This window comes from Streptomyces sp. NPDC046915 (assembly GCF_040644935.1).
In the GTDB taxonomy this organism is placed as follows: Bacteria; Actinomycetota; Actinomycetes; order Streptomycetales; family Streptomycetaceae; genus Streptomyces.
Genome location: NZ_JBEYXB010000008.1, coordinates 430,781 through 456,842 on the forward strand (window position 1 = coordinate 430,781; position 26,062 = coordinate 456,842).

A 26,062-nucleotide genomic window follows, 5' to 3' on the forward strand; every position below is an offset into this window, starting at 1 on the left:
TTCCGACCCTTCGACGCGAGGCGGTGAAGCACCGGTGACGACCGCGAACGACACCCCCGTCCAGGCCGCGGGCTGCGTACTGTGGCGTCGCTCGCCGGTGGACGGCGGCCTGGAGGTCTGCCTCGTCCACCGGCCCAAGTACGACGACTGGTCCCACCCGAAGGGCAAGCTCAAGCGCGGCGAGGAAGCGCTGCCGGGCGCCCTGCGGGAGGTGGCGGAGGAGACCGGGTACACCGCCGAGCCCGGCTCCGAGCTGCCCACGGTGTGCTACTACGCCAACGGCCGCCCCAAGGAGGTCCGTTACTGGGCGGCCGAGGCCGTCGCCGGCCGCTTCACCCCCAACGACGAGGTGGACCGCATCCTGTGGCTGGCACCCGGCCCGGCCCAGGCCCGCCTGACCCAGCCCCGCGACCGGGACCTCGTCGACGCCCTGGTCTGCGACTCGCCCGTGTGACCCGCGAGAAGCCTCCTGTGTGACCCGCGAGCCCGTCAGCCCGCCGTCGCATGCCCCTCCGCGTCCGCTCTCGCCTGGCTGCGGGCCCGGCGGGCGGGACCGCGCCAGCCGCAGGTGCACCGGGCTACGCAGAAGCGACCCTGCTCGCTCGTCGTCGTGAGGTGTTCCTGCCCGTGCCGGGTCCGTTCGGGACCGCCCTGCTGCGCCACACTGACAACGTTACCCACTTGAAGTAGAGCGTACGTCCGCCCCCGCCCAAGCTCCGCCCGCGCGTGACGGCCGCCCCCTACTCGTCGTTAACCGGATCGACAGGGGGCCCGTGACGGACGTACCGGCTGGGGGTAGGCAGGCTATGGATCGGCGGCAGTACAGGCGGGGCGGGACGGCCGGCAGAGCGGGATTCGCGGTGGGGATCGCGGCCGGTCTGGGCCTCGGTGTCACGGGCTGCTCCTTCAGCGGTGCCGCCGCCGAGGACGGGCGCGGCGCGGGCGACCCGGTCACCACGCTGCACCGCGCCGCCGACATCCTGCGCGAGGCGGGCAGTTCAAAGGCCACCACCTCGATGGAGATGGCCACCGGCGGCACCCGGGTCACCATCCGCGGCAAGGGCGTCTACGACTTCCGCGGACAGCTGGGCCGGCTCACCGTGCAGCTGCCGCAGGACCCGGCCGGAAACGCAGAGCACCGCCCGATCACCGAACTCCTCGCCCCCGGCGCCCTGTTCATGAAGAACCGCGGCGCCGGGGTGCCCGCCGACAAATGGGTACGGGTGGACACCACGACCCTCTCCGACGGCAACCTGGTCACGGGCGGGGCGACGGACCCGTACGCCGCCGCGGAGTTGCTGCGCGGGACGCGAACGGCGACGTACGTGGGGCGTACCGAGCTCGGCGGGATCGAGGTGCGGCACTTCCGCGGCACCGCCGACCTGGTCAGAGCGGCGAGCGACGCCTCGGCGGGCAACCGGGAGGCACTGGCCGCGGCGGCGAAGGGGTTCGCCACGGCCGAGGTTCCGTTCGACGCCTACCTCGACGACGAGGGCCGCATCCGCAAGCTCCGGCAGAGCTTCGGATTTGTCAACGGCCGCCGGAAGGCCGCCGTGGCGGTCGCCTCCACGACGCTGCTGTACGGCTTCGGCACCCCGGTGGACGTCCGGCTGCCGCTGCCGAAGGACATCTACGCGGGCCGGATCGCCGAAAACCAGCCATCCGACGAATCGGCCCGCGAACCGGGGCACTAGTCAGCGCGGCGGCCGGTGAACTAGCCCGTCCGTGCCATGCGCGGTGTGTAGAGCCCTGCCTACTCTAGGAAGTCGGTAACGGCAGAGAAGAGGTGACGCACGTGGCTCCGGTCGGCGGTACGGCAGTTCAGGACCACGTGGCCCTCGCCGAGATCGAGCTGTGCGGAGAGCTGATCATCGCGGCGTCCGCCGCCGAGGACCGGCTCAGCCTGGAGAGCATCGACGAGGTGCTGCGCGTGGCAGAGGAACGCGACACGGCCGAGCACCGACCTCGGCGCCGCTGACCTGTGGGAAAGGGCACTCAGGTGCGCAGCAGGCGGCCGATCGCCTTCGTGGCCTCCTCCACCTTGGCGTCGATCTCCGTCCCGCCCTTGACGGCCGCGTCCGCGACGCAGTGGCGCAGGTGCTCCTCCAGGAGTTGCAGCGCGAAGGACTGTAGGGCCTTGGTGGAGGCGGACACCTGCGTGAGTATGTCGATGCAGTAGGTGTCCTCGTCGACCATGCGCTGAAGGCCCCGGATCTGGCCCTCGATCCGGCGCAGCCGCTTGAGGTGCTCGTCCTTCTGCTTGTGGTACCCGTGCGTGGTGCCGCCCGCCTCGGAGGGCGCCGTGGCACCGGCCTCGGTCGTCGTCATCGCGCCCCTCCAGTCACTACGGAGCTCAGGACAGATACCCCTACTGGGTATATGGTAGCCAACTTTGCTGGGTATAGGCGTCTTGGTACGCCCCCGTGATGATCAGTTTGACTGATGGGTGACACTGGGGGACGGCCCATTAGCCGTGGCCGGATGATGCGCCTAGCATCACCCTGACCGAAACCGAAGCACCCCGAGGACCCCAAGTGCGCTTTCGTCTGACCCCCAGGGAGACGAGCTTCTACGACATGTTCGCCGCTTCCGCGGACAACATCGTCACCGGCTCGAAACTCCTGATGGAACTGCTCGGGGCGGACGCTTCCGCCCGAGCCGAGATCGCAGAGCGTATGCGGGCCGCGGAACACGCAGGTGACGACGCCACGCACGCGATCTTCCACCAGTTGAACTCCTCGTTCATCACGCCCTTCGACCGCGAGGACATCTACTCCCTCGCGTCGTCCCTCGACGACATCATGGACTTCATGGAGGAGGCCGTCGACCTGGTCGTCCTCTACAACGTCGAGGAACTGCCCAAGGGCGTCGAGCAGCAGATCGAGGTCCTGGCGCGGGCGGCGGAGCTGACGGCGGAGGCCATGCCGAACCTCCGCACGATGGACAACCTCACCGAGTACTGGATCGAGGTCAACCGCCTCGAGAACCAGGCCGACCAGATCCACAGAAAGCTTCTTGCGCACCTCTTCAACGGCAAGTACGACGCGATCGAGGTGCTCAAGCTCAAGCAGATCGTGGATGTGCTGGAGGAGGCGGCGGACGCGTTCGAGCACGTGGCGAACACGGTGGAGACCATCGCCGTCAAGGAGTCCTGACCTCTTCATGGACACCTTCGCTCTGGTCGTGACCATCGCGGTCGCGCTCTTCTTCACTTACACGAACGGATTCCACGACTCGGCGAACGCGATCGCGACGTCGGTGTCGACGCGGGCCCTGACCCCGCGGGCCGCACTGGCGATGGCGGCCGTGATGAACCTGGCCGGTGCCTTCCTGGGCTCGGGCGTCGCCAAAACCGTCAGCGAGGGCCTGATCGAGACACCCCAGGGCTCCTCGGGCATGGCCATCCTCTTCGCGGCGCTGGTCGGCGCGATCGCCTGGAACCTCGTCACCTGGTACTTCGGCCTGCCCTCCTCGTCCTCCCACGCCTTGTTCGGCGGCATGGTGGGCGCGGCGCTCGCGGGCGGCGACGCGGTCCACTGGGACGGCGTGCTCAACAAGATCATCATCCCGATGTTCCTGTCCCCGGTGGTCGGCCTGATCGTCGGCTACCTGGTCATGACCTCGATCCTGTGGCTGTTCCGCCGCTCTAACCCGCACAAGGCCAAGCGCGGCTTCCGCATAGCCCAGACGGTGTCGGCGGCCGGCATGGCCCTCGGCCACGGCCTCCAGGACGCCCAGAAGACCATGGGCGTGGTGGTACTCGCCCTGGTCATCGCCGGCCACGAGACCTTCGGCGACCCGATCCCGGTGTGGGTCAAGCTCGTGTGCGCGGTGATGCTCTCCCTCGGCACCTACGCCGGCGGCTGGCGCATCATGCGCACCCTGGGCCGGAAGATCATCGAACTCGACCCGCCCCAGGGCTTCGCCGCCGAGACCACCGGCGCGTCGATCATGTTCGCCACCGCGTTCCTCTTCAAGGCGCCGATCTCCACGACCCACGTCATCACCTCCGCCATCATGGGCGTGGGCGCCACCAAGCGTGTCAACGCCGTCCGCTGGGGCGTCGCCAAGAACATCGTCCTCGGCTGGTTCATCACCATGCCGGCAGCCGCCCTGGTCGCCGCGGCGGCCTACGGCGTCGTGCACCTGGCGTTCCTGTAGGCCGGACACCCACGAGGGGCGTCCCCGCGGACCGCTCTCCCGCCCCCACCGCCCCTACCCTTTCCCGTCCCCAGGGGCTCCGCCCCTTCAACCCCGCCGGGGGCTGCGCCCCCGCACCCCCGCCAGGACCCAAGCCGCAGCCCGCAGGGGTGCAGGGGACGCAGTCCCCGCCGGGGTCTGGGGCGGAGCCCCAGGGGGCCGCACGGAGACCCGGCGAGCGTGCAAACCCCGGGAGGCAGAAGAAACAGCCCCCCAGCGGAGCGGAACGGCGAGGGGCCCGCCCCCGGGAGCCAGGGGCGGGCCCTCACATCCCCGCGGTGGCACCGCCATGCAGCACCGCGAGGGGTCTCGGAAAACCGCCGGATCAGCCGAAGCGGCCGGAGATGTAGTCCTCGGTCGCCTGCACCGACGGGTTGGAGAAGATCCGCTCCGTGTCGTCGATCTCGATCAGCTTGCCCGGCTGCCCGACCGCCGCGAGGTTGAAGAACGCCGTACGGTCGGACACCCGCGCCGCCTGCTGCATGTTGTGCGTCACGATGACGATCGTGAACCGTTCCTTCAGCTCACCGATCAGGTCCTCGATGGCAAGCGTGGAGATCGGGTCCAGCGCCGAGCAGGGCTCGTCCATCAGCAGCACCTTCGGCTCCACGGCGATCGCCCGCGCGATGCACAGCCGCTGCTGCTGACCACCGGACAGCCCGGACCCCGGCTTGTTCAGCCGGTCCTTGACCTCGTTCCAGAGGTTCGCGCCCTTGAGCGACTTCTCGACGACGTCCGCGAGCTCGCTCTTCTTGTAGCTCCCGTTCAGCCGCAGCCCCGCCGCCACGTTGTCGAAGATCGACATCGTGGGGAACGGGTTCGGCCGCTGGAACACCATGCCGACCTCACGCCGTACCGACACCGGGTCGATCCCGGCCCCGTACAGGTCCTCGTCGTCGAGCATCACCTTGCCCTCGACCCGCCCACCCGGCGTGACCTCGTGCATCCGGTTCAGCGTGCGCAGGAACGTCGACTTGCCACACCCCGACGGCCCGATGAACGCCGTCACCGAGCGCGGCTCGACCGTCATCGAGATGTCCTCGATCGCCTTGTGGGAGCCGTAGTAGGCGGTGAGCCCGCTCACATCGATTCGCTTGGACATAACTACTTCACTTCCAGACTCTTCGGTCGCTGAGAGGCCGCCACGCGGCGGTAGCCGCTAATTGATGCTTAGCGACCGGTCTTCGGGGCCTTCCAGCGGGCAATGCCCCGGGCCACCAGGTTGAGGATCATCACGAAGGCGATCAGCGTGAGGGACGCCGCCCACGCGCGGTCGTACGCCGCGTTGGCACCCGCGCTCTGCGAGTACTGCTGGTAGATGTACAGCGGCAGCGACGACTGCGCACCCTCGAAGGGGTTGTTGTTGATGAACGGGTTGCCGAACACCAGCAGCAGCACCGGCGCGGTCTCACCCGCGATACGGGCGATGGCGAGCATGACGCCGGTGGTGATGCCGCCGATCGAGGTCGGCAGGACCACCTTCAGGATCGTGCGCCACTTGGGCACACCCAGCGCCAGGGACGCCTCGCGCAGCTCGTTCGGTACGAGCTTGAGCATCTCCTCGGTGGAACGGACCACCACCGGCATCATCAGGATGGCCAGGGCCAGCGAGCCCGCGAAGCCGAAGGGCTGCATGTCGAAGATCAGCATCAGGCTGAGGATGAACAGACCCGCGACGATCGACGGGATACCGGTCATCACGTCGACGAAGAACGTGACGGCCTGGGCGAGCCTGCCCCGCCCGTACTCGACCAGGTAGATCGCGGTGAGGATGCCGATCGGCGCGCCGATCAGGGTGGCGAGGCCGACCTGCTCCACGCTGCCGATGATGGCGGCGTAGATACCGCCGCCCGGCTCGGAGTCGGCGACGACCCCCATGGAGTGGGTCAGGAAGTAGACGTCGAGGACCTTCACGCCGCGCGCCACGGTCACCCAGATCAGGGAGACCAGCGGGATCACGGCGAGCAGGAAGGCGACCCAGACGAGGGAGGTCGCGACGCGGTCCTTGGCCTGGCGGCGGCCCTCGACGCGGGCGGCGATGCCGAACGTACCGAGGACGAAGAGGATCGCGGCGATCAGGCCCCACTGGACCTTGTTGTCCAGGCCGGCGGCGAGGCCGATGCCGACCGCGACCACGAGGGATCCGGCGGCGATGGCCCACGGGGACCACTTCGGGAGGCTGGCGCCGCGCAGCGTGCTGGGGCGCTTGTCGGCGAGGCTGGCGGTGCTCATGCGTTGGCCCCCGAGTACTCCTTGCGGCGGGCGATGATCGCGCGGGCCGCGCCGTTGACCAGCAGGGTGATGACGAACAGGACCAGACCGGAGGCGATCAGCGCGTCACGGCCGTCCTGCGTCGCCTCGCTGAACTTGCTGGCGATGTTCTGGGCGAAGGTGCCGCCACCCGGGTCGAGCAGGCTGGCCTGGATGTCGAAGGTCGGGGAGAGCACGGTGGCGACGGCCATCGTCTCGCCGAGCGCGCGGCCGAGGCCGAGCATCGAGGCGGAGATCACACCGGAGCGGCCGAAGGGCAGCACCGACATGCGGACGACCTCCCAGCGGGTGGCGCCGAGGGCCAGCGCGGCCTCCTCGTGCATCCGCGGGACCTGCCGGAAGACCTCACGGCTCACGTTGGTGATGATCGGCAGGATCATGATCGCGAGCAGGATGCCGACGGTGAGCATCGACCGGGGGGCGCCGCCCTCCCAGGAGAAGATGCCGGTCCAGCCGAGGTACTTGTCGAGCCAGCCGTAGAGGCCGGTCATGTGCGGTACGAGGATGAGCGCGCCCCACAGGCCGTACACGATGGACGGCACCGCGGCGAGCAGGTCGATCACGTACGCGACGGGGCCGGCCATCCTGCGCGGCGCGTAGTGCGTGATGAAGAGCGCGATGGCGACCGCGATCGGGACCGCGATGGCCATGGCGATGATCGAGGAGACGACCGTGCCGAAGGCGAGGACCGCGATGCCGAAGGAGGGCGGCTGGAGGTTGGTGTTCCACTCGAAGGTGGTCAGGAAGTTGCCGTGGTCCTTGCTGATCGCGAGGGAGGCACGGTAGGTGAGGAAGACCGCGATCGCGGCCATGATCACCAGCAGCAGGATGCCCGAGCCGCGGGACAGGCCGAGGAAGATGCGGTCGCCGGGGCGGGTCGCGCCACGGGCGTTGCGCTTCTGCTCGGCCATGGTCGGCTCGGGAACGGGGGGAGGTGCGTCTGTCGTCTGCGTCGATATGTCCATCGGGTTCTCCGGTCTGCGGAGCCGCTTGCGGGTGGGCGGCTCGGTGGAGCCGTTCACGTGGGGCGGCTCCTGGCGGCGGTGCACCGGACGGTGCGGTCCGGCCCCGGACCGGGGCCGGACCGCACTCGGGTCAGCTCAGGCCCTCGATGGTGGTGCGGACCTTGGCGATGATCGCGTCGGGGACGGGGGCGTAGCTGATCCCGGACAGGACCTTCTGGCCGTCCTCGCTGGCGATGTAGCGGAGGAACGCCTTGGTGGCGGGCAGGGTGTCCGCCTTGTTGCCCGAGTCGCAGACGATCTCGTACGTGACCAGGGTGAGCGGGTAGGCGCCCTCGGCCTTGGTCTTGTAGTCGAGCTGGAGCGACAGGTCCTTGCCGGTGCCGATGACCTTCGCGGCGGCGATGTCGGCGGTGGCGGACTCGGTGGACGGGGCGACCGGCTTGCTGGCGCCCGTGTCGATGGAGACGGCCTTGAGGCCGTCCGAGACGTAGGACAGCTCGAAGTAGCCGATGGCGCCGGAGGTCTGCTTCACCTGCTGGGCCACACCCGCGGACTGCGGAGCGGACTGGCCGCCCTTGGCCTGCCAGGCCTTGCCGCCGGAGTACTTCCAGTTGTCCGGGGTGGTGGCCTTCAGGTACTTGGTGAAGTTGTCCGTGGTGCCGGACTCGTCCGAGCGGTGGAACGCCTGGATCTTCAGGTCGGGCAGCTTCGCACCCTTGTTCAGGGCGGCGATCGCCGGGTCGTTCCACTTGGTGATCTTGCTGTCGAAGATCTTGGCGAGGGTCGGGGCGTCCAGAACCAGGTTGTCGACACCCGGGACGTTGTAACCGACCGCGATCGGGCCGCCGACCATCGGCAGGTCGATGCCCTGGCCGCTCTTGCAGACGCTCTTGGAGGCCTTGACCTCTTCCGGCTTCAGCGCGGAGTCGGAGCCGGCGAAGGCGACCTGACCCTGCGTGAACGCGGTGACACCGGCGCCGGAGCCGCCGCCCTTGTAGTTGATCTGCACGCCACAGGCCTGGGAGAAGCTCTTCACCCACGCGTCGATCGCGTTCTTCTGCGCGGAGGAGCCGTCGGCGAGGAGCTGACCCTTGGCGTTGTCACACTTGATGGAGCTGGCGTTCGCCGTGGACGAAGAACCGTCGCTCGCCTTCTTGCCAGTGTCGTCGGAGCCGCACGCCGTCAGGGCCAGGGCGCCGGAGACGGCCACAGCACCGAGGGAGAGGGCGCGGAGCCGGTTCTTGCGCTGAAGCTTCACTTTCGGGAGTTCCTTCCAGGAGCCGCCACCGTCGGCGGCGTGCGAAGTCGTGAGTACGGCAGCGCGTCCGCAAGACCGCACACCGCACCGGGTAAGGCCGAAATTAGGCAGAACAGGTGAAGCCGCCGATGGCCGGAAGTGAACGGCGGGTGAACCCCTGCCGTCGGCCCGGTGAGGTCACGGAATGCTTACGGGGAGGCCACACATAGGTTCCGACGGCTGGGTTACGCAGCGTGGAACCTTTGGCCCCAGTGCGTACGTCTCGTTCCAGGGGAGCCGACGAAAGGCACGACATGGAACGGCGTACGTTCATCTCAGGCGGCGCGGCCGCGGTGGCCGCGGTCGCGGTGGCCGGCTGCAAGGGGAGCGGCGGCTCGGCCGCCGGAGCCGCGAAGCACTCGACGGGCACCACGGACTCGTCGACACGGGCACTGACGTCGGCAGCCTCCCGTACGCCGAGGAAGACCGCCACCGCGGCCGTCGCCGCGAACTGGGCGGCCCTCGCCCGCGACCTCGACGGCACCCTGGTCCGCCCCGGCGACACGGCCTGGAAGACCGCCCACCAGCTGTACAACACCCGCTTCGACGGCCTGAAACCGGCCGCGGTCGCCTACATCGCCCACGCCGACGACATCCGGACGACGCTGGCCTACGCCCACGCGCACGACATAAAGGTGTCGATACGCAACGGCGGCCACTCCTACGCGGGCTGGTCCTCCGGCGACAGCCGCCTCATAGTCGACGTCTCCAAGCTCAGCCGGATCCGGGTCAGCGGCCAGGAGGCCGTCGTCGGCGCCGGTTCCAAACTGATCGACGTCTACCGCGCGCTCGGCGCCAAGGGCGTGACGATTCCCGCCGGTTCCTGCCCCACGGTCGGCGTCTCGGGCCTGGTGCTCGGCGGCGGCCACGGCGTGGCCTCCCGTGCGTACGGCCTGACCTGCGACAGCCTCACCCAGGCGACCCTGATCACCGCGGACGGCAAGCAGGTCACCGCCAACGCCACCACCAACAAGGACCTCTTCTGGGCCCTGCGCGGCGCCGGCAACGGCAACTTCGGCGTCGTCACCGAACTCCACTTCAAGACCCACCCCGCCCCCCAGGCCGTCACCGGATACCTGACCTGGCCCTGGGCGAAGGCCGCCGCGGTGGTCAAGGCCTGGCAGGAGTGGGGCCCGAGCCAGCCCGACGAGATCTGGTCGTCCCTGCACCTGTCGAACTCCCCCGGCCACACCCCGACGGTCGCCGTGGCCGCGTTCTCCATGGGCACCTACGGCGAGCTCCAGAACGCGGTGGACCGCCTGGCCGACGCGGTGGGCGCCAAAGCGTCCAGCGTCTCCCTGCGCCGCCGGGGCTACGAGGAGGCGATGGAGGGCTACGCCAACTGCACCCGGTTCTCCACCGACGCCCAGTGCCACCTCCCCGGTTCGACCCCCGGCCGATCCCCGCAGGGCGCCCTGGGCCGCGAGACGTACGCCGCCCGCTCCGACTTCTTCGACCGCTCCCTCTCGGCGGCCGGCATCCAGAAGCTGCTGGCCCAGCTGACCTCGGTCCGGGGCGGCGCGGGCAGCATCGACATCACCGCCCTCGGCGGCGCCGTCAACCGCGTCGCCCCGACCGCGACGGCCTTCGTCCACCGCCGCTCCCGGATGCTGGCCCAGTACATCGCCTCCTGGGGCGCGGGCAGTTCCGGCACGACGGCCCAGGCCTGGCTCACGTCGGCCCACAACGCCATGCGGCCCTACGCCTCCGGCGCGGCCTACCAGAACTACACCGACCCGACGCTCACCAACTGGCGCAAGGCGTACTACGGCGACGCGGCGACGCGACTGGCCCAGCTGAAGAAGCAGTACGACCCGGAGAGGTTCTTCAGCTACCCGCAGGGGTTGTAGACCGGGGAGCCTGACCGCCCGCAGCCATGCGACCGCGCGGCCGCGGGCGGTCGTGCCGCTGGGGACAGCCGTGCGACAGGGGGGCGGCCCCGGTCCGCTCGGGCTTGGGGCCTACGCGGCGAGATCCCGCTCCTCCGAGGCCACGGACGTCCGCGACCCGGGCACGAACGCGTCCCCGCCCTCGGCCCCCGCTGATCGGCGCCGGACGACCCACCCCACCCGAGGCGACCGCTCCACCGCCTTCATCACCGGCGTGAGCAAGGCCATCGCCACCGGCGACAGCAACAGCGCCACGGCGGTCCCGAGCGCGAACCCGCCGACCACATCGGTCGGATAGTGCACGCCCATGTACACCCGGCAGAACCCCTCGAACAGCGCGAGCCCGATCCCGAGGAGCCCGAACTTCCGGTTGGCGACGAACAGTCCGACCGCCATGGCCATGGTCAGCGTCGCGTGATCACTCACGAACGAGTAGTCGCTCTTCCCGGAGACGAGAACGTCCAGCCCCTGGTGATCGACGAAGGGACGGGGCCGCTCCACGAACCCCCGGATGGGCACGTTCACCAACACGGCGATCCCGGCGGCCAACGGCGCCCACACCAGCCCGGCGACGGAGGCGGCCGCCTCGTCCGCGCCGGCGGAGCGCCTCCGCACGGACCACCAGCACCACAGCACCACCAGCACCATGGCGAGCAGCAGCCCGTACTCACCCACGAACTCCATCACCCGGTCGACCCACCGGGGCGCGTCCTTGGCCAGTCCGTTGATGTCGTACAGCAGGTCGACGTCGGGGTTCGATCCGGAATCGGCGAGTACAGCCATGGTGCTGCGGCCCCTTCGTCGTTCTCCGGGCGCACCTCGCGTGCGCCGCTCCTACCACCCCCGTGGCTTCGTAGATCCGCTTCCGCCGCACTGACGCACTGGCGTCCGCTCGGCTACATCCACGGCTACGTCAACAGGAACGCACGTCCCCCGTCACAACGTTCCACTCTCCACCGAAAGATCACTCAGACGTTATCGAAGAGAGATTCATAGCCGCAGCTCAGGGGGCGGGTTCACGCTCGGTCACACCTTTGTGGGCAGCGCTTTCGCGCCATCTTCGGTCACCCGGGTGGCCCCGAAGTAGTCGGGGGTGTCGACCGGGTCGAACCGGATGACGGCCCCCGGCCTGGGCGCGTCGATCATGTATCCGCCCCCCACGTAGATTCCGACGTGCCGGATGGCCCGAGAGTCGGTCAGATCATCGGAGAAGAAGACCAGATCACCCGGCAGCAGCTCCTCCCGCTTCGGGTGCGGCCCCGCGTTGTACTGATCGTTGGCGACACGGGGAAGCGTGACCCCGACGCTCTCGTACGCCGCCTTGGTCAGCCCGGAACAGTCGAACCGTCCGCCCTGGTCAGCGGTGCCGTTCCCACCCCACAAGTAGGGCGTCCCGAGCTTCTTCTGCGCATAGGCGATGGCAGCGGCAGCCTGCCGGCTGGGGTCGACCCGGGTGACGGGGGCGGCGAAGCTCTTCTCCAGCGTGCTGATCGTCTTCACGTAGTTCCGGGTCTCCGAGTACGGCGGCACGCCCCCGTACTGGATGACCGCGTACGCCCCCGCGTTGTAGGCGGCGAGCATGTTGTCGGAGACGTCGCCGGGGACGTCCTTCACGTACGAGGCGAGCTGACAGTCGTACGAAGCGGCCGACGGAATCGCGTCATTCGGGTCCCACACATCCCTGTCCCCGTCCCCGTCGCCGTCGACACCGTGCGTGGCCCACGTCCCCGGGATGAATTGCGCTATCCCCTCCGCCTTCGCCGGGCTCTTGGCGTTCGGGTTGAATCCGCTCTCCTGGTACAACTGGGCGCCCAGCAAGGCAGGGTTGAGGGCGGGGCAGAGGTTGCCCCACTTCTGAACGAGCGTCTGGTACGCGGCCGGCACGGCCCCCTTGGCCAGCGCGACGGCCCCTCCGCCCACCCCGTTGGCGAGGTTCCCGGCGACGACGTACACCCCGACCACGAGCAGCATGACGAAGCTCAGCCCGAGCCCGGCCGCGGCCGCACCGACCACCCATACTTTCCGCACGGCTCAACCCTCCCCCATCCGAGCCCGCTTCAAGTCCGCTTCCGCCTCAGACCGACCGACTCAGCCAGCATTTCGGCCTATTCGCACCACCGAAATCGCCAGAGTACGTGAAGAAACGCCGCCACCAGCCCCCGTCTGACCATCCATCAGCGCCAGGCCTGACCGGCCACCCTCCCAGACCTCACGGATCGCTCGCCGCGTCCGCATAAAGCTCGGCCGCCTCCGCCCCCAGCACCACGCTGTACGAGATGTCGGCGGTCTCCCCGCCCTGCTCGTGGCCGCCCAGGATTCCCACGACCTCGTGGTCCCCGTTGACCCAGGGGCTGCCGCTGGTCCCGCCGGTGAAGTCGGGACAGGAGATCCGCTGCTGGGTGTCGCTGTGCACGCTGGGCTTGTTGGTGCAGCTGATGGGGGTTTCCTGGGCGTTGGGGTAGCCGGTGACCGTCACAGCGGTGGCCCCGGTCGCCGTTCGGGGGGCGAAGTGGTTGCCGCCGACGATGTCCTCGATCCGCTTTCCCCGTTCCCCGCCCACTCCCTCGACGACGGCGAACGCCACATCGCTGTCCTCGTCCTGCTCCTTGGACCAGCCGTCCGGCAGGAACCGCCGCGTCACCTTCCACACCCCGTACGGCGCCTTCCCGTCCCGGTAGCCCGGCACGAACACCACGTCGCCGCCGTCGTCACCGTCGACACAGTGCGCGGCGGTGGCGATGAGGTTGCCATGAGCGCTGTGCACGACCGAGGCGGTGCAGAAGTGCCCCCCGGCGAGCTTGCCCACCCGGTCCGCGTCGAAGAGCGCCCCGACTCTCGCGCTCTCCCGGTTCACGGCGTCCACGACGGTGACCCCGAACGGGCCGGGGCCGTCGTCGGCGGCCGCGACGGAGGCCGACGTCAGCGCCAGCAGCACCACGACACTGAGCAGGGAGGGACGTGAGGTGACCGAGACGCGTGAGGTGCGCTTCATCAGGCCCACTTTGTCCCACGAAGGTGAGAATCCGTTCCCGGCTTCTCTGAGTTTTGACTGTGAATCGCGCTTACCCCTGGCAATCGGTCCCAACAGCTTCCCGTCCCTGGAAGCCCCCAACTCCCGCAACACACATACCCCTCACGGGACGGCGCATTCCCGCACCACGCGCGCCCCCGCTCCGAGCCGGAGAGAGCCGGTGGGTGTGACCCGTGGCAGCGATACGGTGGGCATCCCTCAAGAAGGAGCCGCAGGATGCCTGAACTCCCCCCGGACCTCACCTGGGAACGCGCCGCCCCACCCGACGCGACCGGGCCCGGGCCCTGGATCGAGCTCGCCTTCGGTGAGGGGGAGGGCGGGGAGGCCCCGGTCTATATCCGGGAGACCAGCGACCCGGACAACGTCGTCACCACGAACCGCCGCAAATGGGACGCCTTCGTACTCGGCGTGCAGGCGGGCGAGTTCGACCACTTCGTGGAGGGCGTGGAAGGCGTGGCGGGCGAAGGCCGGAAGTCCTAGGCCACCGGCACCAGCGGATACCGCACGCCCGTCAGTTCCTCCGACAGCGCCCACAGCCGCCGCGCGGCCACCGGGTCGCTCGCCGCGGTGTTGCGGCCCACGAGATGCGGGGCGCCCCGCATCTCGGCCGGGCCGTCGGGGCCGACGTAGCTCGCGCCGGGGAGGTCCTGGCTCGCGGCGTAGAGGGTGGGCAGGGCGCCCGCCTTGTCGTCCTGGGCCAGGATCCGGTTGCCGATCTGCATGAGGACGCGGGCGACCGGGTTCGCGGTGTGGCCCTGGAGGTTGGTGGCCGCCCAGCCGGGGTGGGCGGCGAGGGCGCGTACGGGTGAGCCCGACTCGGTCAGGCGGTGCTGGAGTTCCAGGGTGAACAGGAGATTCGCCAGCTTGGACTGGGAGTAGGCGCGCTGCGGGGTGTAGCGGCCCGTGAGGTCGGGGTCGTCGAAGGAGATCCTGCGGTCGCCCATGCGGTGGGCGCCGGAGGAGACCGTCACCACCCGGTCCCTGACGTGGGGCAGCAGCAGGTTCGTCAGGGCGAAGTGACCGAGATGGTTCGTGCCGAACTGCATCTCGAAGCCGTCCTTGGTGCGCTGCTCCGGGAGCATCATCACGCCCGCGTTGTTGATCAGCAGGTCGATCGTCCCGCCCTGCCAGGAGTCGGCGAACTCCCGGACGGAGGCCAGGTCGGCGAGGTCGAGCCGGCGTACCTCCGTACTGCCGTTCACCCGCGCGGCGGCGGCCCGGCCGCGCTCGGGGTCCCGTACGGCGAACACCACGTGCGCGCCCGCGCGGGCCAGCGCGTCGGCGGCGGCGAAGCCGATGCCGCTGTTGGCGCCGGTGATGACGGCGGTGCGGCCGGAGAAGTCGGGGAGGTGGGTCGCGTTCCATGTGCGCGCCTCGGGCGCGTCGGTCTTTTCAGCCATGCCCTCAAAGTAGGCGCCGACAACAATGCTGTCAACGACAACAATGGTGACGTCGACAACTATGCTGCCGTCGACAACATGCGGATACGATGGTCCGCATGCCCGAGAGCCGCCCGTATCACCACGGAGACCTTCGCGCCGCCCTCCTCACGGCGGCCGAGCGCACGCTGCGCGACCGGGGAGCCGGCGCGCTCTCCCTGCGCGAGCTGGCCCGCGAGGTCGGGGTGAGCCACGCCGCCCCCGGCAGGCACTTCAAGGACAAGCAGGCGCTGCTCGACGCCCTGGCCATGGCCGGGTACGAGCGGCTGGCCATGGCACTGGAGTCCGCGGACGACCCCGGGCTGCCGCTCGAGGCACGGCTGTCAGGGCTGGCGAAGGCCTACGTGGGCTTCGCCGTGGAGCACGACGCGCTGCTGGAGCTGATGTTCACGCGCAAGCACGACCCCGAGATCTCCGCGCAGCTCTCCGACGCCGTCGACCGCTCCGTCGGGTCCTTCGAGCGGCTGATCACGGACGCCCAGGCGCGGGGCGAGATCGTCACCGGCGATCCGGCGCAGCTCACCCTCTTCGCCGGCGCGAGCATGCACGGGCTGGCCGCCTTCGCCGCCAACGGCAGCATCCCGGCCGACCAGGTCCTGGCCGACCTGGACAAGCACGTGCACCATCTGCTGCACGGCCTCAAGCCGCGGTGAGGCCACACCCGGCAGGAGCGGCCTCACATCGGCGCTTTCACCCGGTCGGGTGAGGTGTGGTGAACGTACGGCGGGCTGTCGTACGCCTGTGTAGGTTTGCTGGTCGTGAAGCTGGTGGTGCAGGTGAAGCTGCTGCCGACGCCCTTGCAGGTGGCGGCACTTGAGGCGACCTTCTGAGGGCGGGAAACCTGGGCAAGCCCGGCTCGAAGCGGTTCCGGAGGGCCACGGGCAAGCCGATCGTCTTCCGGACGTACAGCGCGCAGCCGTACGACGACCGGCATTCACCGCCTCCCCGGAACAGCTGGCCACGCTTGCCCTGTACCGCAAGGGAGAGTCGGACCTGCTGTGCCGGGACGGCATGTGGTTCCTGCTGGCCACCTGCGAGGTCCCCGAAGCACCGCTGAACACCGGTCCGGTCGACTTCCTCGGCATCGACCTGGGCATCGTCGACATCGCAACCACCTCGGACGGCAAGATCATGGCCGGACGGGAGATCAACCGGGCCCGGATCCGGGAGCGCACACTTCGGACCAAACTCCAGAGGAAGAACACCCCGTCCGCCAAACGCCGACTGAAGAAGCGCAGGCGCAAGGAGGCGCGGCGGGCGCGGGACATCAACCACAAGATCGCGAAACATGTGGTGGCCGAGGAGGAACGCACCGGTCGCGGAATCGCCCTGGAGGACCTGACGGGCATCCGCGAGCGGGTACGGCTTCGCAAACCCCAACGGGCCACTCACTCCAGCTGGGCCTTCGCCCAGCTGGGGCAGTTCATCGCGTACAAGGCCCGCAGAGCGGGGGTGCCGGTAGTGTACGTCGATCCGGCATACACCTCGCGCACCTGCGCCGAGTGCGGGCACATCGACAGGGCGAACCGGGTCTCGCAGGCCCGGTTCGCGTGCCGGAACTGCGGCGTCGTTGCGCATGCAGACCGGAACGGCTCCCGCAACATCCGTGCCCGCGCGCGGGGGTTGTGGAGGCGCGGGGCCCCGTCAACGGCCCCAGCCCCACCCCGCGCCAGCGAGGTGGGGCTGGACGAAAACGCAGCACCACAGCCAGTGATGCCCGTTGTGCAAACCCGTCGCTCTAGCGATGGGTAGTTGGCTAACGCGGTAGTCAGGATTCCGCCACTTGCCTTACTGTCGCGCGCCCGACAGGGCATTGTCGTCGGACGGCCGCCCAACTCTTTCCGGGTGACCGGCGGTACCACCGCCTTCCAGAAAGCACAGGCCAAGGAGACCGGCGAGGCCGCCGCCAGCTCCGCCAGTCCCGCAAAATTCGGCCCCACCGACCCTCGGGGCGCCATGGCCTGATCGACGCCGCATCGAACGGCTCCTGCTCCACCACCCATCTGTGCACCGCCCAGTCGGGCTACGACGGCCCGACCGGCCGGGGCACCCTGGAGGGCGTCTCGGCCTTCACCGGCTGAGCACCGACCCGGCAATCGAAGGGGCTTCGGCAACCGCCGGGGCCCCTTCCTCGTGAGACCATCGTGACGGCACCTCACCCGACCAGCCGTCAGAAAGTGCGCGGGGTCATAGAGGAGCACAACGACGGAACCACACGACAGGTTCCGCTCAGGCCTCATTGCCCGGCGTGACCTGCCGTGATACACAGAGTGACCGTACGATCCCTTCGTACGAAACCCGCCATTCAATGACGCCAAGTCGACATACGGCGGCGCCATCGTCGGCGACAATGAGGCCTGACCTCTGCACACCGCAGGGGGACTGCGGAAATACCCACCAGGGGCGGTGACTTACGTGTTCTTTGCGGCCGACAAGGGAGACATCAACACCATCATCGGCGGAATCGCTCCGGACTGGGGGCCCTTCGGCAGCCTGGGCAACGAAGCGAAGGTGATGATCGAGGTGGTGATGGCCGTCGCCATCCTGCTCTGCCTCGGCATCGCCGTCTGGGGTGCGGCCAAACAGCGCATCGGCGCGACCGCCCTCCGGGACACCTTCAGCGCCGAACAGGGCAAAGGCCTCATCATCGCCGGCCTGACAGGAGTCTTCATCATCGGCTCCCTGGGCACGCTGTTCACCATCGTGTACGGCATGGCCGTGTAGCGGTCCCCCACTCCTCCAGTCCTCCGGGCACGCCCGGTCCCCACCACCCCACCCGCCCGTCGTGCCCACCGGCTGAGGTTGCGCTTCCCTGATGTCGAGTCACCACACCGCGCCCGCGCGGGAGCCAGCACGGCTACCGTCGTACATCTACGCGTTCCGGTACGAGGTCGAGGGGGCGTACGCGGCATGAGTCTCGGAGACGAGCAGGGTTACGGCGGCGCGGGCGAGACCAGAACCCGGCTGCCCGAACGTGGCGGCGACCCCTACGGCGGGGCCCGCCGAGGCGGTCGGTCATCCTCCCGGAGCCTGGTCACGGTGGTCGGCGTCGTCGTCCTCCTCATCGCGGCCATCGCCTTCGCGAACCGGGGCGACGACAGTGCCTCCGGCGGCGACAAGGCTTCCGGAAACAAGCCGAAGACGGCGGCGACGGCAGCGAGCGGCACGAAGCCGGTCACTTCGAAGGCCGGGGGGATTCCTACGGGGTTCTCACGGGACCAGCAGGGGGCGGAGAGCGCCGCGGCCAACTATTCCGTTGCACTGGGCTCGGCCGAGATGTTCAGCAAGACGCAGCGCGACGCCATCCTGCAGACCATCATCACACCCTCCCGTGTCACCAGCTTCGAGACGTCCCTCGACCAGGCGTACACGCCTGCGTTCAACAGGACTGTCGGCCTGAACGACGACGGCACCACCCCGAAGGGCTACACGTTCGTCTCGCGGACAAGCCCGATCGGTACCAAGGTCACAGAGTTCACCACCAGCACCGCTACCGTCGAGATCTGGTGCGGCGGCCTGCTCGGACTGGCGGGCGACAACTCCACCAACCCGGTCACCAACAGTTGGTTCACCATCACCATGAAGCTGGAATGGACCAGTGGTGACTGGAAGATCGTGACGCACTCTCAGAAGGAAGGCCCGGCGCCCGTCCCCGGTGACGACAAGGCCTCCAGCGCTGATGACATGGCGAAGGCAGTCGAGGAGTACGGAGGCTTCACCTATGCCCGCTAGCCGCGTGCTCAAGCTGACCGCCGCCGTTACGGCCGTACAGACCGCGGCGGTCCTCATGGCCGGCCGTGCCTTCGCGGCACCCAGTCCGTCACCGTCCCCGTCCAAGAGCAACGACCCGTGCGACCTGATCCACGGGCCTGCCAAGGACTACTGCGAAAAAGGCAGCGCCGGCTCCGGCGGCAAATCCGGCCTGACCAGCAACGACCCCGTCTCCGACACCCTCGACCCCCTCGCCTCCCTCGCCAAGGGCTGCGCCGACGCCGCGTCGTGGACCATCGACAAGCTCAGTCACGCGGTGAAGGAGACGGCGAACGTCGACTTCACGAACGAGAAGTTCCTGAAGCAGTACGCGGTCGTCTTCGCCGCGTCGACGATCCTCACGCTGCTGCTGTGGCTGCTGGCCGTCGCCAAGCGAGCCGTGCGCGGCGTCCCCATGACCACCGCCCTGTCGGAGGCCGTCGGATTCCTCTGGCTGACGGTGCTCGCCTCCGCGTTCACGCCGCTGATCCTGTACACGGTCGTATCCGCCACCGACGGAGTCACGGACGTACTGGCCAAGGCCACCGGCGACCAGACCGACACGTTCTTCGGCACCTTCTCCGGCGCTCTGGGCAAGGGCAACGACATCGGCGGCGGGCCGATCATGCTGATCGTGGTGTCCCTGGTCAGCATCCTCGCCGCCGGCGTCCTCTGGCTGGAGCTGGTGATCCGCGCCGCCCTGCTCTACGTCGGCGCCCTCCTCGGCACCGTCGTCTACGCGGGCCTGGTGGACAAGAACCTGTGGGGACACGTCCGCCGCTGGGCCGGGATCATGATCGCCGTCATCCTGGTCAAGCCCGTCATCGTCATAGTGCTGGGCCTGGCCGGGGCACTGTCCGGCGACAACGGCCCGGACTCCTTCTCGGCCGTCGTGTCCGGCCTCGCCATCATCCTGCTCGCCATCTTCGCGAGCGCGATGATCTACCGTTTCGTCCCCGGCTTCGGCGACGAGATCGCGAGCGGCCGCAACAACCGCATCATGCAGGGCGCCGAGGGCAAGGCCGCCGCCGTCATCAGCTCCCCGGCGACCCTGGTCGCGCAGGGCATCAAGACGCACAGCTCCCGCGCCGACAACAACTCGGGCGGCGGCCAGTCGTCCGCCCGCCCGGCCAACCCGGCCTCCGGCGGAGTCGCCGCGCACAGCACCCGTTCCCCGAACGGAGGCGGCGGAGCCGTCCCCTCCGCCGCGCCCGCGCCGCGCGCCCCCAGCCCGGCCAACACCCCGCACGCCAGCAACACCCGCAACAGCAACCGCTCGGGAGGTGATGGGCGTTGACGACCGAGTCCCACATGTCGCATCCGGTCACGCCCCGCCGTACGTATCTGATCGGCCGCGCCCGGCCGAACGGGATCATCGGCCGGAACCGCGAGTCCGGCGAGATCGCGCTGATCATCCTGGGCGCGTTCCTCGGCATGATGTGCGGTCTCCTCGTCCCGGTCCTGTCGCTGCGGATCGTGCTGCTGACGGGCTTTCCGATGCTGGCGCTGGCGGCGGTGTACGTGCCGTACAAGCGCCGTACCTTCTACAAGTGGTTCGAGATCAACCGCAGCTTCAAACGCACCGTCAAGCGGGGCACCGCCTACCGCTCCGACGTCATGGAGGCCGGTACACACATGGACGGCCGTGAGGTCGAGATCGGGCCGCCGCCCGGCATCGGCCGGATCAGCTGGCTGGCCGCACCCTTCGGGCCGGACGAGATCGCCGTACTCCTGCACGCCGACCGCAAGACCGTCACCGCGGCCATCGAGATCGAGGGCCCCGGCGTCGGCCTGCGCGACTCCGAGGACCAGGAGGCCCTGGTCGACCGGTTCGGCACCCTGCTCAAGCACGTGGCGAACGGCGACGGGTTCGTCACCCGCCTCCAGATGCTCGCCCGCACCCTGCCCGCCGACCCCGACGCCCACGCCAAGGACGTCGCCCAGCGCGGGGACGACCGGGCGCCGGGATGGCTCAGCCAGTCGTACGACCAGTTGCAGTCGATGGTGTCCACCAGCAGCGAGCAGCACCGCGCCTACCTCGTCGCCTGCATGCACTACACGCGCGAGCTGGCCGCCGAGGCGCAGGCCATGGCACGGGCGGCCCGGCCGCAGGGCGGGCGGAAGCTGGACCGGGACGCGGGGCTCGCCGTCGTCATGGCGCGTGAGCTCACCGACATCTGCTCACGGCTCCAGGAAGCCGACATCAGAGTGCGCCAGCCCCTGGGACAGGGGCGTCTCGCCTCCCTCGTCCACTCCATGTACGACCCCGACCACCCGATCGACCACATCCAGGCGATGACCAAGCGCAACGCCTGGCCGGCCGAGCTGGACGCCATGGAGCCCACCTACCTCCAGGCCAAGACCCGGGAGTCCGCCACCCGCGCGCCCTGGTGCCATGCCACGGCGTGGGTCAAGGAGTGGCCGATGACGCCCGTCGGCGTGAACTTCCTCGCGCCGCTCCTCGTCCACACCCCGGACGTCATCCGGACCGTCGCCGTGACGATGGACCTGGAGCCCACCGAGATCGCCATCGAACGCATGCTGACGGAGAAGACCAACGACGAGGCCGAGGCCTCCCGCTCCGCCAAGATGAACCGCACCGTCGACCCGCGCGACGTGGCCGCCCACAGCCGCCTCGACCAGCGCGGCGAGGACCTCGCCAGCGGCGCCGCCGGAGTGAATCTGGTCGGCTACATCACCGTCTCCTCGCGCACCCCCGAGGCGCTGGCCCGCGACAAGCGCACGATAAGGGCGTCGGCCGGAAAGTCGTACCTGAAGCTCGAATGGTGCGACCGCGAGCACCACCGCGCGTTCGTGAACACGCTCCCGTTCGCCACCGGAATCCGAAGGTAGGAGTTGATGCGCTGATGCGGGACCCGCTGTCCGCCATCACGGACGCCTTCACGTCCTTCCTGTTCGGGAAGATCGAGACGACCCGGCTGCCGGTGCGCACCTCCACGGGCCAGGCCCAGGCCGTCTACCTGCCGACCGCCGCCCCCGGCCTCGGCGACTCAGGCGTCATCATCGGCCGCGAGGTGTACTCCGGGAAGGGCTACATCTACGACCCGTTCCAGCTGTACGGCCAGCAGCTACCCGCCCCGCACTGGCTGGTCCTCGGCGAGTCCGGCAACGGCAAGTCGGCGCTGGAGAAGACGTACGTCCTGCGCCAGCTGCGCTTCCGCGACCGCCAGGTCGTCGTCCTGGACGCGCAGGGCGAGGACGGCGTCGGCGAGTGGAACCTCATCGCCGAGGAACTGGGGATAACCCCCATCCGGCTGGACCCGACGGCGGCCCTGGACCACGGGATCCGCCTGAACCCACTGGATCCCTCGATCACGACCACGGGTCAGCTGGCGCTGCTGCGGACCATCATCGAGGTCGCGATGGGGCACGGCCTCGACGAGCGTTCCGGCTTCGCGCTGAAGGTGGCGCACGCCTACGTCAACGAGACGATCGTCGAGCGCCAGCCCGTGCTCACCGACATCGTCGAGCAGCTGCGGCACCCGGAGCCGGAGTCCGCCGAGGCGATGAACGTCGCCATAGACGACGTACGGGCCTGGGGTCTGGACGTGGCGCTGGTCCTGGACCGGCTCGTCGACGGTGACCTGCGCGGCATGTTCGACGGCCCGACCACGGTCGGCATCGACCTGGACGCCCCGCTGATCGTCTTCGACCTCTCCCACATCGACCGCAACTCCATCGCGATGCCCATCCTGATGGCGATCGTCGGCGTGTGGCTGGAGCACACCTGGATCCGCCCCGACCGGAAGAAGCGCATCTTCCTGGTCGAGGAGGCCTGGCACATCATCAACAGCCCCTTCGTGGCCCAGCTGTTCCAGCGGCTGCTGAAGTTCGGCCGACGGCTCGGTCTGTCCTTCGTCGCGGTCGTCCACCATCTGTCCGACGTGGTGGACGGCGCGGCGGCGAAGGAGGCCGCGGCGATCCTGAAGATGGCGTCGACGCGCACGATCTACGCCCAGAAGGCCGACGAGGCGCGGGCCACGGGCCGGGTGCTGGGACTGCCCAGATGGGCGGTGGAGATCATTCCCACCCTCACCCCGGGCATCGCCGTCTGGGACGTCAACGGCAACGTACAGGTGGTCAAGCACCTGGTCACGGAGACGGAACGTCCGCTGGTCTTCACCGACCGCGCGATGACCGAGTCCTCCTTCGACCTGGCCGCCGACGACGCCCTGCGCGCCGCCGAACTGGAGGCGGAGCAGCGGGCGGCGGCCTTCGTGGAACAGCACATCGGCGACCTGGACGGGTCGTCGGAGTCTACGGTGGCGTAGGGGAGGCGGCGTGAGACCCGACGACCGCGACCACGGGCGATACGAGGACGGGCAGGGGCGGCGGGACGGCCAGGGCGGCATCCCGGACGGCCTGCTGATCGGCATCCTCGCCTTCCTGCTCGGCATGACCCTGCTGGTGTGGTCGGCGACGGGCCTCGCGGGCCTGTTCTCGGGTGGCGCCTGGCCGTCCGGCGTCACCTTCACCGGCACCCCCGTGGCCATGCGCCACCTCATCGGCCATCCGCACGACATGACGGGCGCCTGGCCGGACACCCCGGCGGCACAGCTGTCGGGGTACGGACTGTTCTGGGGGCTGTTCATAGGGCAGCTGATGGTGCTGTTCGTACTGACCGTGTTCGTGATCGGGACGGTCGCGCGATGGCGGGCGGGGCGGGCACGGCGGCGCCTGGAGAAGCGGGCGGCGACGGCTGCTCCTGCTCCGGCAGAGGTGCCGGCACCGGCGCAGACACAGGTACAGACACAGGTACAGGCGCAGGCACAGGCGCCTGCTCGGGCACCCGAGCCGCTGCCCGCGGTGCCCGCGCCTCGTAGTGAGCCGGCACCCGTGGAATCACCCGCCTCCGTCGCGGACGATGAAGGGCCGGGTGCGTGGGAGACGAAGCCCGCCGAAGGCCCGGTGCTCTACGGCGCGCCCGCAGCCCGCCAGACCACGGCGGGTCAAGCCATCCGCGACGCGGCAGGCCCCCTCGTCGTGGTCACGTCCAACGCCGCCCTCTGGCAGGAGACCAAGGACGCGAGAGCCAAACTGGGCCCGGTCCTCCTCTACGACCCGACCCACCTCTGCGACACCCCGGCGCGACTGCACTGGTCCCCTGCCACGGGCTGCCAGGACAAGCAGACGGCGGTACAGCGGGCAGCCGCCCTGCTCGCCCCGGTGAAGCCGACCGCCCGGCTGGACCAAGCGGTCGGCGACACCGCCGAGACACTCCTCCGCAGCTACCTCCACGCCGCCGCCCTCGACAGCCGCAGCATCCGCCACGTCCATCGCTGGGCCCAGGGCACACAGATCCAGGACGCGGTCCGTGCCCTGCGCACGAACCCCAAGGCCGCCCCCGGCGCCGCGGGCGAACTGGAGGCCGCGCTCACCTCGCATCCCGAGCGCCGGGACATGGCCCACGAGCTGACGAGCCGCGCCCTGGCCGCGCTCTCCACGGTCAACATCCGCGAAGCGTGCACTCCAAACCGAACTGATGCCATCGCCTTGGATTCCTTCGTCGACGAAGGGGGCACGCTTTATGTGGTCGGTGAATCCATCGAGGACCCCAGGACCAACCCCGGCGCGATGCCGCTCCTGACGGCCCTCGTCTCCAGCGTGGTCGAGCGCGGCCGGCGCATGGCCGAACGGTCATCCTCCGGTCGGCTCGACCCACCACTGACCCTGGTCCTGGACGACATCGCTGCTGTGGCCCCACTCCCCCAGCTCCCGGACCTGCTGTCCACGGGAGCGGACCGCGGCCTGCCGACGCTGGCCCTCCTCCGCTCCCGCGAACAGGCCCGCAGCCGCTGGCCGCACGACGAGCTCCCGGTGTGAGCGTCAGTCCCGCGAGTCCCGCTCGAGCACGAACTCCAGCTCCAACTGCGCCTCGTCCTTCACGAACGGCACGGTGACCCCGCTCGGCACGAACCCGGCCCTCCGGTAGAAGCGCTGCGCACGCCCGTTGTCCTCGTGCACCATGAGCCGCACCCGCTCGGCGCCCTGCGCCCACGCCCACTCCAGGCCGGCGTCGAAGAGCACCTCGGTCAGACCGATCCCCCGGTAGTCGGACCGCACGAACACCCCGACTATGTGCCCTTGCTTCCGCTCGACGGGCAAGCCGGCCCAGTCCTTCGTGCCCGCCTCCTCGAAGAGCACCGTCAAGGACCCGACCCAGTCCCCGTCCGGCCCCTCAGCGATGACCTGCTGCGCCGAGGCGGCGCCTTCCGCGGCTCGCTCAGCCCGCTCCTTCCAGAAGGTGTCGGGCCTCTCCAGAGCGTCCTCGTACGTCTCCAGGAAGGCGAGGTGCGCGACCGGGTCCTGGAGCGCGAGCAGTCGCAGTGCCTTCGTGGCGGGCCACTCATCGGCGCGAATCGCCCGGATCACATAGTCATCGCTGGTCGTGGTGGTCATGCGAGCCACCGTAATACCGATGTCAGTGGCAGGTCCTACTGTTTTTGCCGTGCATGATCCGTGCCGATAGGCACAACTCGAACCAGGGAGACCCCATGACGACCCTGCTCGGTCGGCCCCACACAGCACTCCTCGTCATCGACGTACAGAACGGCGTGATGGCGGGCACGCCCCGCCGCGACGCCGTCATAGCCAACATCAACACCCTGGTCGACAAGGCACGCGCCAAGGGCGTGCCGGTGATCTGGGTGCAGCACTCCGACGAACACCTCGAACGCGGCAGCGACAGCTGGGAGTACGTGGCGGAGCTGGCCCGCCGCGACTCCGAGCCTCTCGTCCACAAGTCCTGGGCGGACTCCTTCGAGGACACCGAACTCGAGGCCCTCCTGGCCGAGCGCAAGGTGGGCCGGCTCGTCGTCACCGGCGCCCAGACCGACGTCTGCATCCGCTCGACGCTGCACGGCGCCCTCGTCCGTGGGTACGACGCCACGCTGGTCGCCGACGCCCACACCACGGAGGACAACACCGAGTACGGCGCTCCCGCACCGGAGCAGGTGATCGCCCACACCAACCTCTACTGGAAATGGCACAGTGCGCCCGGCCGCGAGGGCGGGATCGTCGAAACGGCGGATGTGGCCTTCTAGGAGCTTCTAGAAATACCGGAAACGCAGAAAGCCCCCGCACCGTGAGGTGCGGGGGCTTTCCCAATATTTGTTCGGCGGTGTCCTACTCTCCCACAGGGTCCCCCCTGCAGTACCATCGGCGCTGTGAGGCTTAGCTTCCGGGTTCGGAATGTAACC

The 26,062-nt window shown here is 69.4% G+C and carries 25 protein-coding genes, 1 rRNA gene and 1 pseudogene; 16 read left to right on the top strand and 11 right to left on the bottom strand.

From position 1 onward, the window contains the following. Positions 1–34 precede the first annotated feature (34 nt). The 3 genes from ABZ915_RS23315 (at position 35) to ABZ915_RS23325 (ending at position 1,978) form a co-directional block, all read left to right on the top strand. Positions 35–454: an NUDIX hydrolase gene (locus ABZ915_RS23315; protein WP_361806212.1), complete on the top strand. Its 420-nt coding sequence runs from the start codon at positions 35–37 to the stop codon at positions 452–454. Between the two features lie 352 nt (positions 455–806). Beyond that, positions 807–1,694: a hypothetical protein gene (locus ABZ915_RS23320; RefSeq protein WP_361806215.1), complete on the top strand. Its 888-nt coding sequence runs from the start codon at positions 807–809 to the stop codon at positions 1,692–1,694. Positions 1,695–1,786: 92 nt separating this feature from the next. Continuing rightward, the gene (locus ABZ915_RS23325) at positions 1,787–1,978 is read left to right on the top strand and encodes a hypothetical protein (RefSeq protein WP_361806218.1); all 192 of its coding nucleotides are present in this window, start codon (positions 1,787–1,789) and stop codon (positions 1,976–1,978) included. Between the two features lie 17 nt (positions 1,979–1,995). Here the strand turns inward: ABZ915_RS23325 and ABZ915_RS23330 are convergent, their stop codons facing one another. Beyond that, complete coding sequence (locus ABZ915_RS23330; protein WP_361454274.1) at positions 1,996–2,328, bottom strand: metal-sensitive transcriptional regulator; 333 nt, start codon at positions 2,326–2,328, stop codon at positions 1,996–1,998. A 206-nt stretch (positions 2,329–2,534) separates the two neighbouring features. Here ABZ915_RS23330 and ABZ915_RS23335 point away from each other — a divergent pair, with 206 nt between their 5' ends. Then, entirely contained in the window at positions 2,535–3,155 is a 621-nt protein-coding gene (locus ABZ915_RS23335; protein WP_009326469.1) for a DUF47 family protein, read from the top strand. Between the two features lie 7 nt (positions 3,156–3,162). After that, on the top strand, positions 3,163–4,161 hold the full coding sequence (locus ABZ915_RS23340; RefSeq protein WP_361806222.1) for an inorganic phosphate transporter: 999 nt from the start codon (positions 3,163–3,165) through the stop codon (positions 4,159–4,161). 364 nt (positions 4,162–4,525) lie between these two features. On the opposite strand, the gene pstB is transcribed toward ABZ915_RS23340, so the two are convergent. The 4 genes from pstB to pstS all read right to left on the bottom strand — a co-directional run bounded on the left by pstB (position 4,526) and on the right by pstS (position 8,694). Next, entirely contained in the window at positions 4,526–5,302 is a 777-nt protein-coding gene (gene pstB / locus ABZ915_RS23345; RefSeq protein ID WP_361806225.1) for a phosphate ABC transporter ATP-binding protein PstB, read from the bottom strand. A gap of 68 nt (positions 5,303–5,370) precedes the next feature. Next, complete coding sequence (pstA, locus tag ABZ915_RS23350; RefSeq protein WP_361806227.1) at positions 5,371–6,432, bottom strand: phosphate ABC transporter permease PstA; 1,062 nt, start codon at positions 6,430–6,432, stop codon at positions 5,371–5,373. Then, positions 6,429–7,436, bottom strand: coding sequence for a phosphate ABC transporter permease subunit PstC (pstC, locus tag ABZ915_RS23355; protein WP_361806317.1), 1,008 nt, complete (start codon positions 7,434–7,436; stop codon positions 6,429–6,431). The genes pstA and pstC overlap by 4 nt, the downstream gene beginning before the upstream one ends. Positions 7,437–7,566: 130 nt before the next feature. Then, on the bottom strand, positions 7,567–8,694 hold the full coding sequence (gene pstS / locus ABZ915_RS23360; RefSeq protein WP_361806230.1) for a phosphate ABC transporter substrate-binding protein PstS: 1,128 nt from the start codon (positions 8,692–8,694) through the stop codon (positions 7,567–7,569). 293 nt (positions 8,695–8,987) lie between these two features. On the opposite strand from pstS, the gene ABZ915_RS23365 reads away from it, so the two are divergent. Next, entirely contained in the window at positions 8,988–10,583 is a 1,596-nt protein-coding gene (locus ABZ915_RS23365) for an FAD-binding oxidoreductase (RefSeq protein WP_361806233.1), read from the top strand. Positions 10,584–10,694: 111 nt separating this feature from the next. Here the strand turns inward: ABZ915_RS23365 and ABZ915_RS23370 are convergent, their stop codons facing one another. The 3 genes from ABZ915_RS23370 to ABZ915_RS23380 form a co-directional block, all read right to left on the bottom strand. Continuing rightward, positions 10,695–11,405 (bottom strand): phosphatase PAP2 family protein, encoded by a 711-nt coding sequence (locus ABZ915_RS23370; protein ID WP_361806236.1) that lies wholly within the window; start codon positions 11,403–11,405, stop codon positions 10,695–10,697. A 243-nt stretch (positions 11,406–11,648) separates the two neighbouring features. Then, positions 11,649–12,593, bottom strand: coding sequence for a bifunctional lytic transglycosylase/C40 family peptidase (locus ABZ915_RS23375; RefSeq protein ID WP_361806320.1), 945 nt, complete (start codon positions 12,591–12,593; stop codon positions 11,649–11,651). A gap of 238 nt (positions 12,594–12,831) precedes the next feature. Then, positions 12,832–13,614, bottom strand: a complete 783-nt coding sequence (locus ABZ915_RS23380; RefSeq protein WP_361806239.1) for a trypsin-like peptidase domain-containing protein — start codon at positions 13,612–13,614, stop codon at positions 12,832–12,834. A 255-nt stretch (positions 13,615–13,869) separates the two neighbouring features. Here ABZ915_RS23380 and ABZ915_RS23385 point away from each other — a divergent pair, with 255 nt between their 5' ends. Then, positions 13,870–14,133 (top strand): DUF397 domain-containing protein, encoded by a 264-nt coding sequence (locus ABZ915_RS23385; RefSeq protein ID WP_361806242.1) that lies wholly within the window; start codon positions 13,870–13,872, stop codon positions 14,131–14,133. Here ABZ915_RS23385 and ABZ915_RS23390 read toward each other — a convergent pair. Continuing rightward, on the bottom strand, positions 14,130–15,053 hold the full coding sequence (locus tag ABZ915_RS23390; RefSeq protein ID WP_361806245.1) for an oxidoreductase: 924 nt from the start codon (positions 15,051–15,053) through the stop codon (positions 14,130–14,132). The two genes, ABZ915_RS23385 and ABZ915_RS23390, sit on opposite strands and share 4 nt — an antisense overlap. A gap of 89 nt (positions 15,054–15,142) precedes the next feature. Between ABZ915_RS23390 and ABZ915_RS23395 the strand changes: the two genes are divergently transcribed. The 8 genes and pseudogenes from ABZ915_RS23395 (at position 15,143) to ABZ915_RS23430 (ending at position 24,686) form a co-directional block, all read left to right on the top strand. Further along, a complete protein-coding gene (locus ABZ915_RS23395; protein WP_361806247.1) occupies positions 15,143–15,745 on the top strand; it encodes a TetR/AcrR family transcriptional regulator in 603 nt (200 codons plus the stop codon). A 105-nt stretch (positions 15,746–15,850) separates the two neighbouring features. Then, positions 15,851–16,834: pseudogene (locus tag ABZ915_RS23400) on the top strand (transposase). Between the two features lie 673 nt (positions 16,835–17,507). Further along, positions 17,508–17,816, top strand: a complete 309-nt coding sequence (locus ABZ915_RS23405) for a hypothetical protein (protein WP_355155411.1) — start codon at positions 17,508–17,510, stop codon at positions 17,814–17,816. 186 nt (positions 17,817–18,002) lie between these two features. Further along, the gene (locus tag ABZ915_RS23410; protein WP_361806249.1) at positions 18,003–18,824 is read left to right on the top strand and encodes a hypothetical protein; all 822 of its coding nucleotides are present in this window, start codon (positions 18,003–18,005) and stop codon (positions 18,822–18,824) included. After that, positions 18,814–20,139, top strand: coding sequence for a hypothetical protein (locus ABZ915_RS23415; RefSeq protein ID WP_361806251.1), 1,326 nt, complete (start codon positions 18,814–18,816; stop codon positions 20,137–20,139). The genes ABZ915_RS23410 and ABZ915_RS23415 overlap by 11 nt, the downstream gene beginning before the upstream one ends. Continuing rightward, on the top strand, positions 20,136–21,695 hold the full coding sequence (locus ABZ915_RS23420) for an SCO6880 family protein (RefSeq protein WP_361806254.1): 1,560 nt from the start codon (positions 20,136–20,138) through the stop codon (positions 21,693–21,695). The genes ABZ915_RS23415 and ABZ915_RS23420 overlap by 4 nt, the downstream gene beginning before the upstream one ends. 14 nt (positions 21,696–21,709) lie before the next feature. Further along, positions 21,710–23,134, top strand: coding sequence for an ATP-binding protein (locus ABZ915_RS23425; RefSeq protein WP_361806257.1), 1,425 nt, complete (start codon positions 21,710–21,712; stop codon positions 23,132–23,134). 10 nt (positions 23,135–23,144) lie between these two features. Further along, positions 23,145–24,686 (top strand): type IV secretory system conjugative DNA transfer family protein, encoded by a 1,542-nt coding sequence (locus ABZ915_RS23430; protein ID WP_361806260.1) that lies wholly within the window; start codon positions 23,145–23,147, stop codon positions 24,684–24,686. 3 nt (positions 24,687–24,689) lie between these two features. Here ABZ915_RS23430 and ABZ915_RS23435 read toward each other — a convergent pair whose 3' ends face one another. After that, the gene (locus ABZ915_RS23435; RefSeq protein WP_361806263.1) at positions 24,690–25,262 is read right to left on the bottom strand and encodes a GNAT family N-acetyltransferase; all 573 of its coding nucleotides are present in this window, start codon (positions 25,260–25,262) and stop codon (positions 24,690–24,692) included. 95 nt (positions 25,263–25,357) lie between these two features. Between ABZ915_RS23435 and ABZ915_RS23440 the strand changes: the two genes are divergently transcribed. Then, a complete protein-coding gene (locus ABZ915_RS23440; RefSeq protein WP_361806266.1) occupies positions 25,358–25,906 on the top strand; it encodes a cysteine hydrolase family protein in 549 nt (182 codons plus the stop codon). Positions 25,907–25,975: 69 nt separating this feature from the next. Here ABZ915_RS23440 and rrf read toward each other — a convergent pair. Beyond that, positions 25,976–26,062 (bottom strand): 5S ribosomal RNA (gene rrf, locus ABZ915_RS23445); the annotation flags it as partial.

Excerpts from the sequence above, each read along its gene's own strand:
- ABZ915_RS23320 (WP_361806215.1), top strand. The coding sequence starts at position 807 with ATGGATCGGCGGCAGTACAGGCGGGGCGGGACGGCCGGCAGAGCGGGA.
- ABZ915_RS23330 (WP_361454274.1), bottom strand. The coding sequence starts at position 2,328 with ATGACGACGACCGAGGCCGGTGCCACGGCGCCCTCCGAGGCGGGCGGC.
- ABZ915_RS23340 (WP_361806222.1), top strand. The coding sequence starts at position 3,163 with ATGGACACCTTCGCTCTGGTCGTGACCATCGCGGTCGCGCTCTTCTTC.
- pstB (WP_361806225.1), bottom strand. The coding sequence starts at position 5,302 with ATGTCCAAGCGAATCGATGTGAGCGGGCTCACCGCCTACTACGGCTCC.
- pstA (WP_361806227.1), bottom strand. The coding sequence starts at position 6,432 with ATGAGCACCGCCAGCCTCGCCGACAAGCGCCCCAGCACGCTGCGCGGC.
- pstC (WP_361806317.1), bottom strand. The coding sequence starts at position 7,436 with ATGGACATATCGACGCAGACGACAGACGCACCTCCCCCCGTTCCCGAG.
- ABZ915_RS23365 (WP_361806233.1), top strand. The coding sequence starts at position 8,988 with ATGGAACGGCGTACGTTCATCTCAGGCGGCGCGGCCGCGGTGGCCGCG.
- ABZ915_RS23370 (WP_361806236.1), bottom strand. The coding sequence starts at position 11,405 with ATGGCTGTACTCGCCGATTCCGGATCGAACCCCGACGTCGACCTGCTG.
- ABZ915_RS23375 (WP_361806320.1), bottom strand. The coding sequence starts at position 12,593 with ATGCTGCTCGTGGTCGGGGTGTACGTCGTCGCCGGGAACCTCGCCAAC.
- ABZ915_RS23380 (WP_361806239.1), bottom strand. The coding sequence starts at position 13,614 with ATGAAGCGCACCTCACGCGTCTCGGTCACCTCACGTCCCTCCCTGCTC.
- ABZ915_RS23385 (WP_361806242.1), top strand. The coding sequence starts at position 13,870 with ATGCCTGAACTCCCCCCGGACCTCACCTGGGAACGCGCCGCCCCACCC.
- ABZ915_RS23390 (WP_361806245.1), bottom strand. The coding sequence starts at position 15,053 with ATGGCTGAAAAGACCGACGCGCCCGAGGCGCGCACATGGAACGCGACC.
- ABZ915_RS23395 (WP_361806247.1), top strand. The coding sequence starts at position 15,143 with ATGGTCCGCATGCCCGAGAGCCGCCCGTATCACCACGGAGACCTTCGC.
- ABZ915_RS23410 (WP_361806249.1), top strand. The coding sequence starts at position 18,003 with ATGAGTCTCGGAGACGAGCAGGGTTACGGCGGCGCGGGCGAGACCAGA.
- ABZ915_RS23415 (WP_361806251.1), top strand. The coding sequence starts at position 18,814 with ATGCCCGCTAGCCGCGTGCTCAAGCTGACCGCCGCCGTTACGGCCGTA.
- ABZ915_RS23425 (WP_361806257.1), top strand. The coding sequence starts at position 21,710 with ATGCGGGACCCGCTGTCCGCCATCACGGACGCCTTCACGTCCTTCCTG.
- ABZ915_RS23435 (WP_361806263.1), bottom strand. The coding sequence starts at position 25,262 with ATGACCACCACGACCAGCGATGACTATGTGATCCGGGCGATTCGCGCC.
- ABZ915_RS23440 (WP_361806266.1), top strand. The coding sequence starts at position 25,358 with ATGACGACCCTGCTCGGTCGGCCCCACACAGCACTCCTCGTCATCGAC.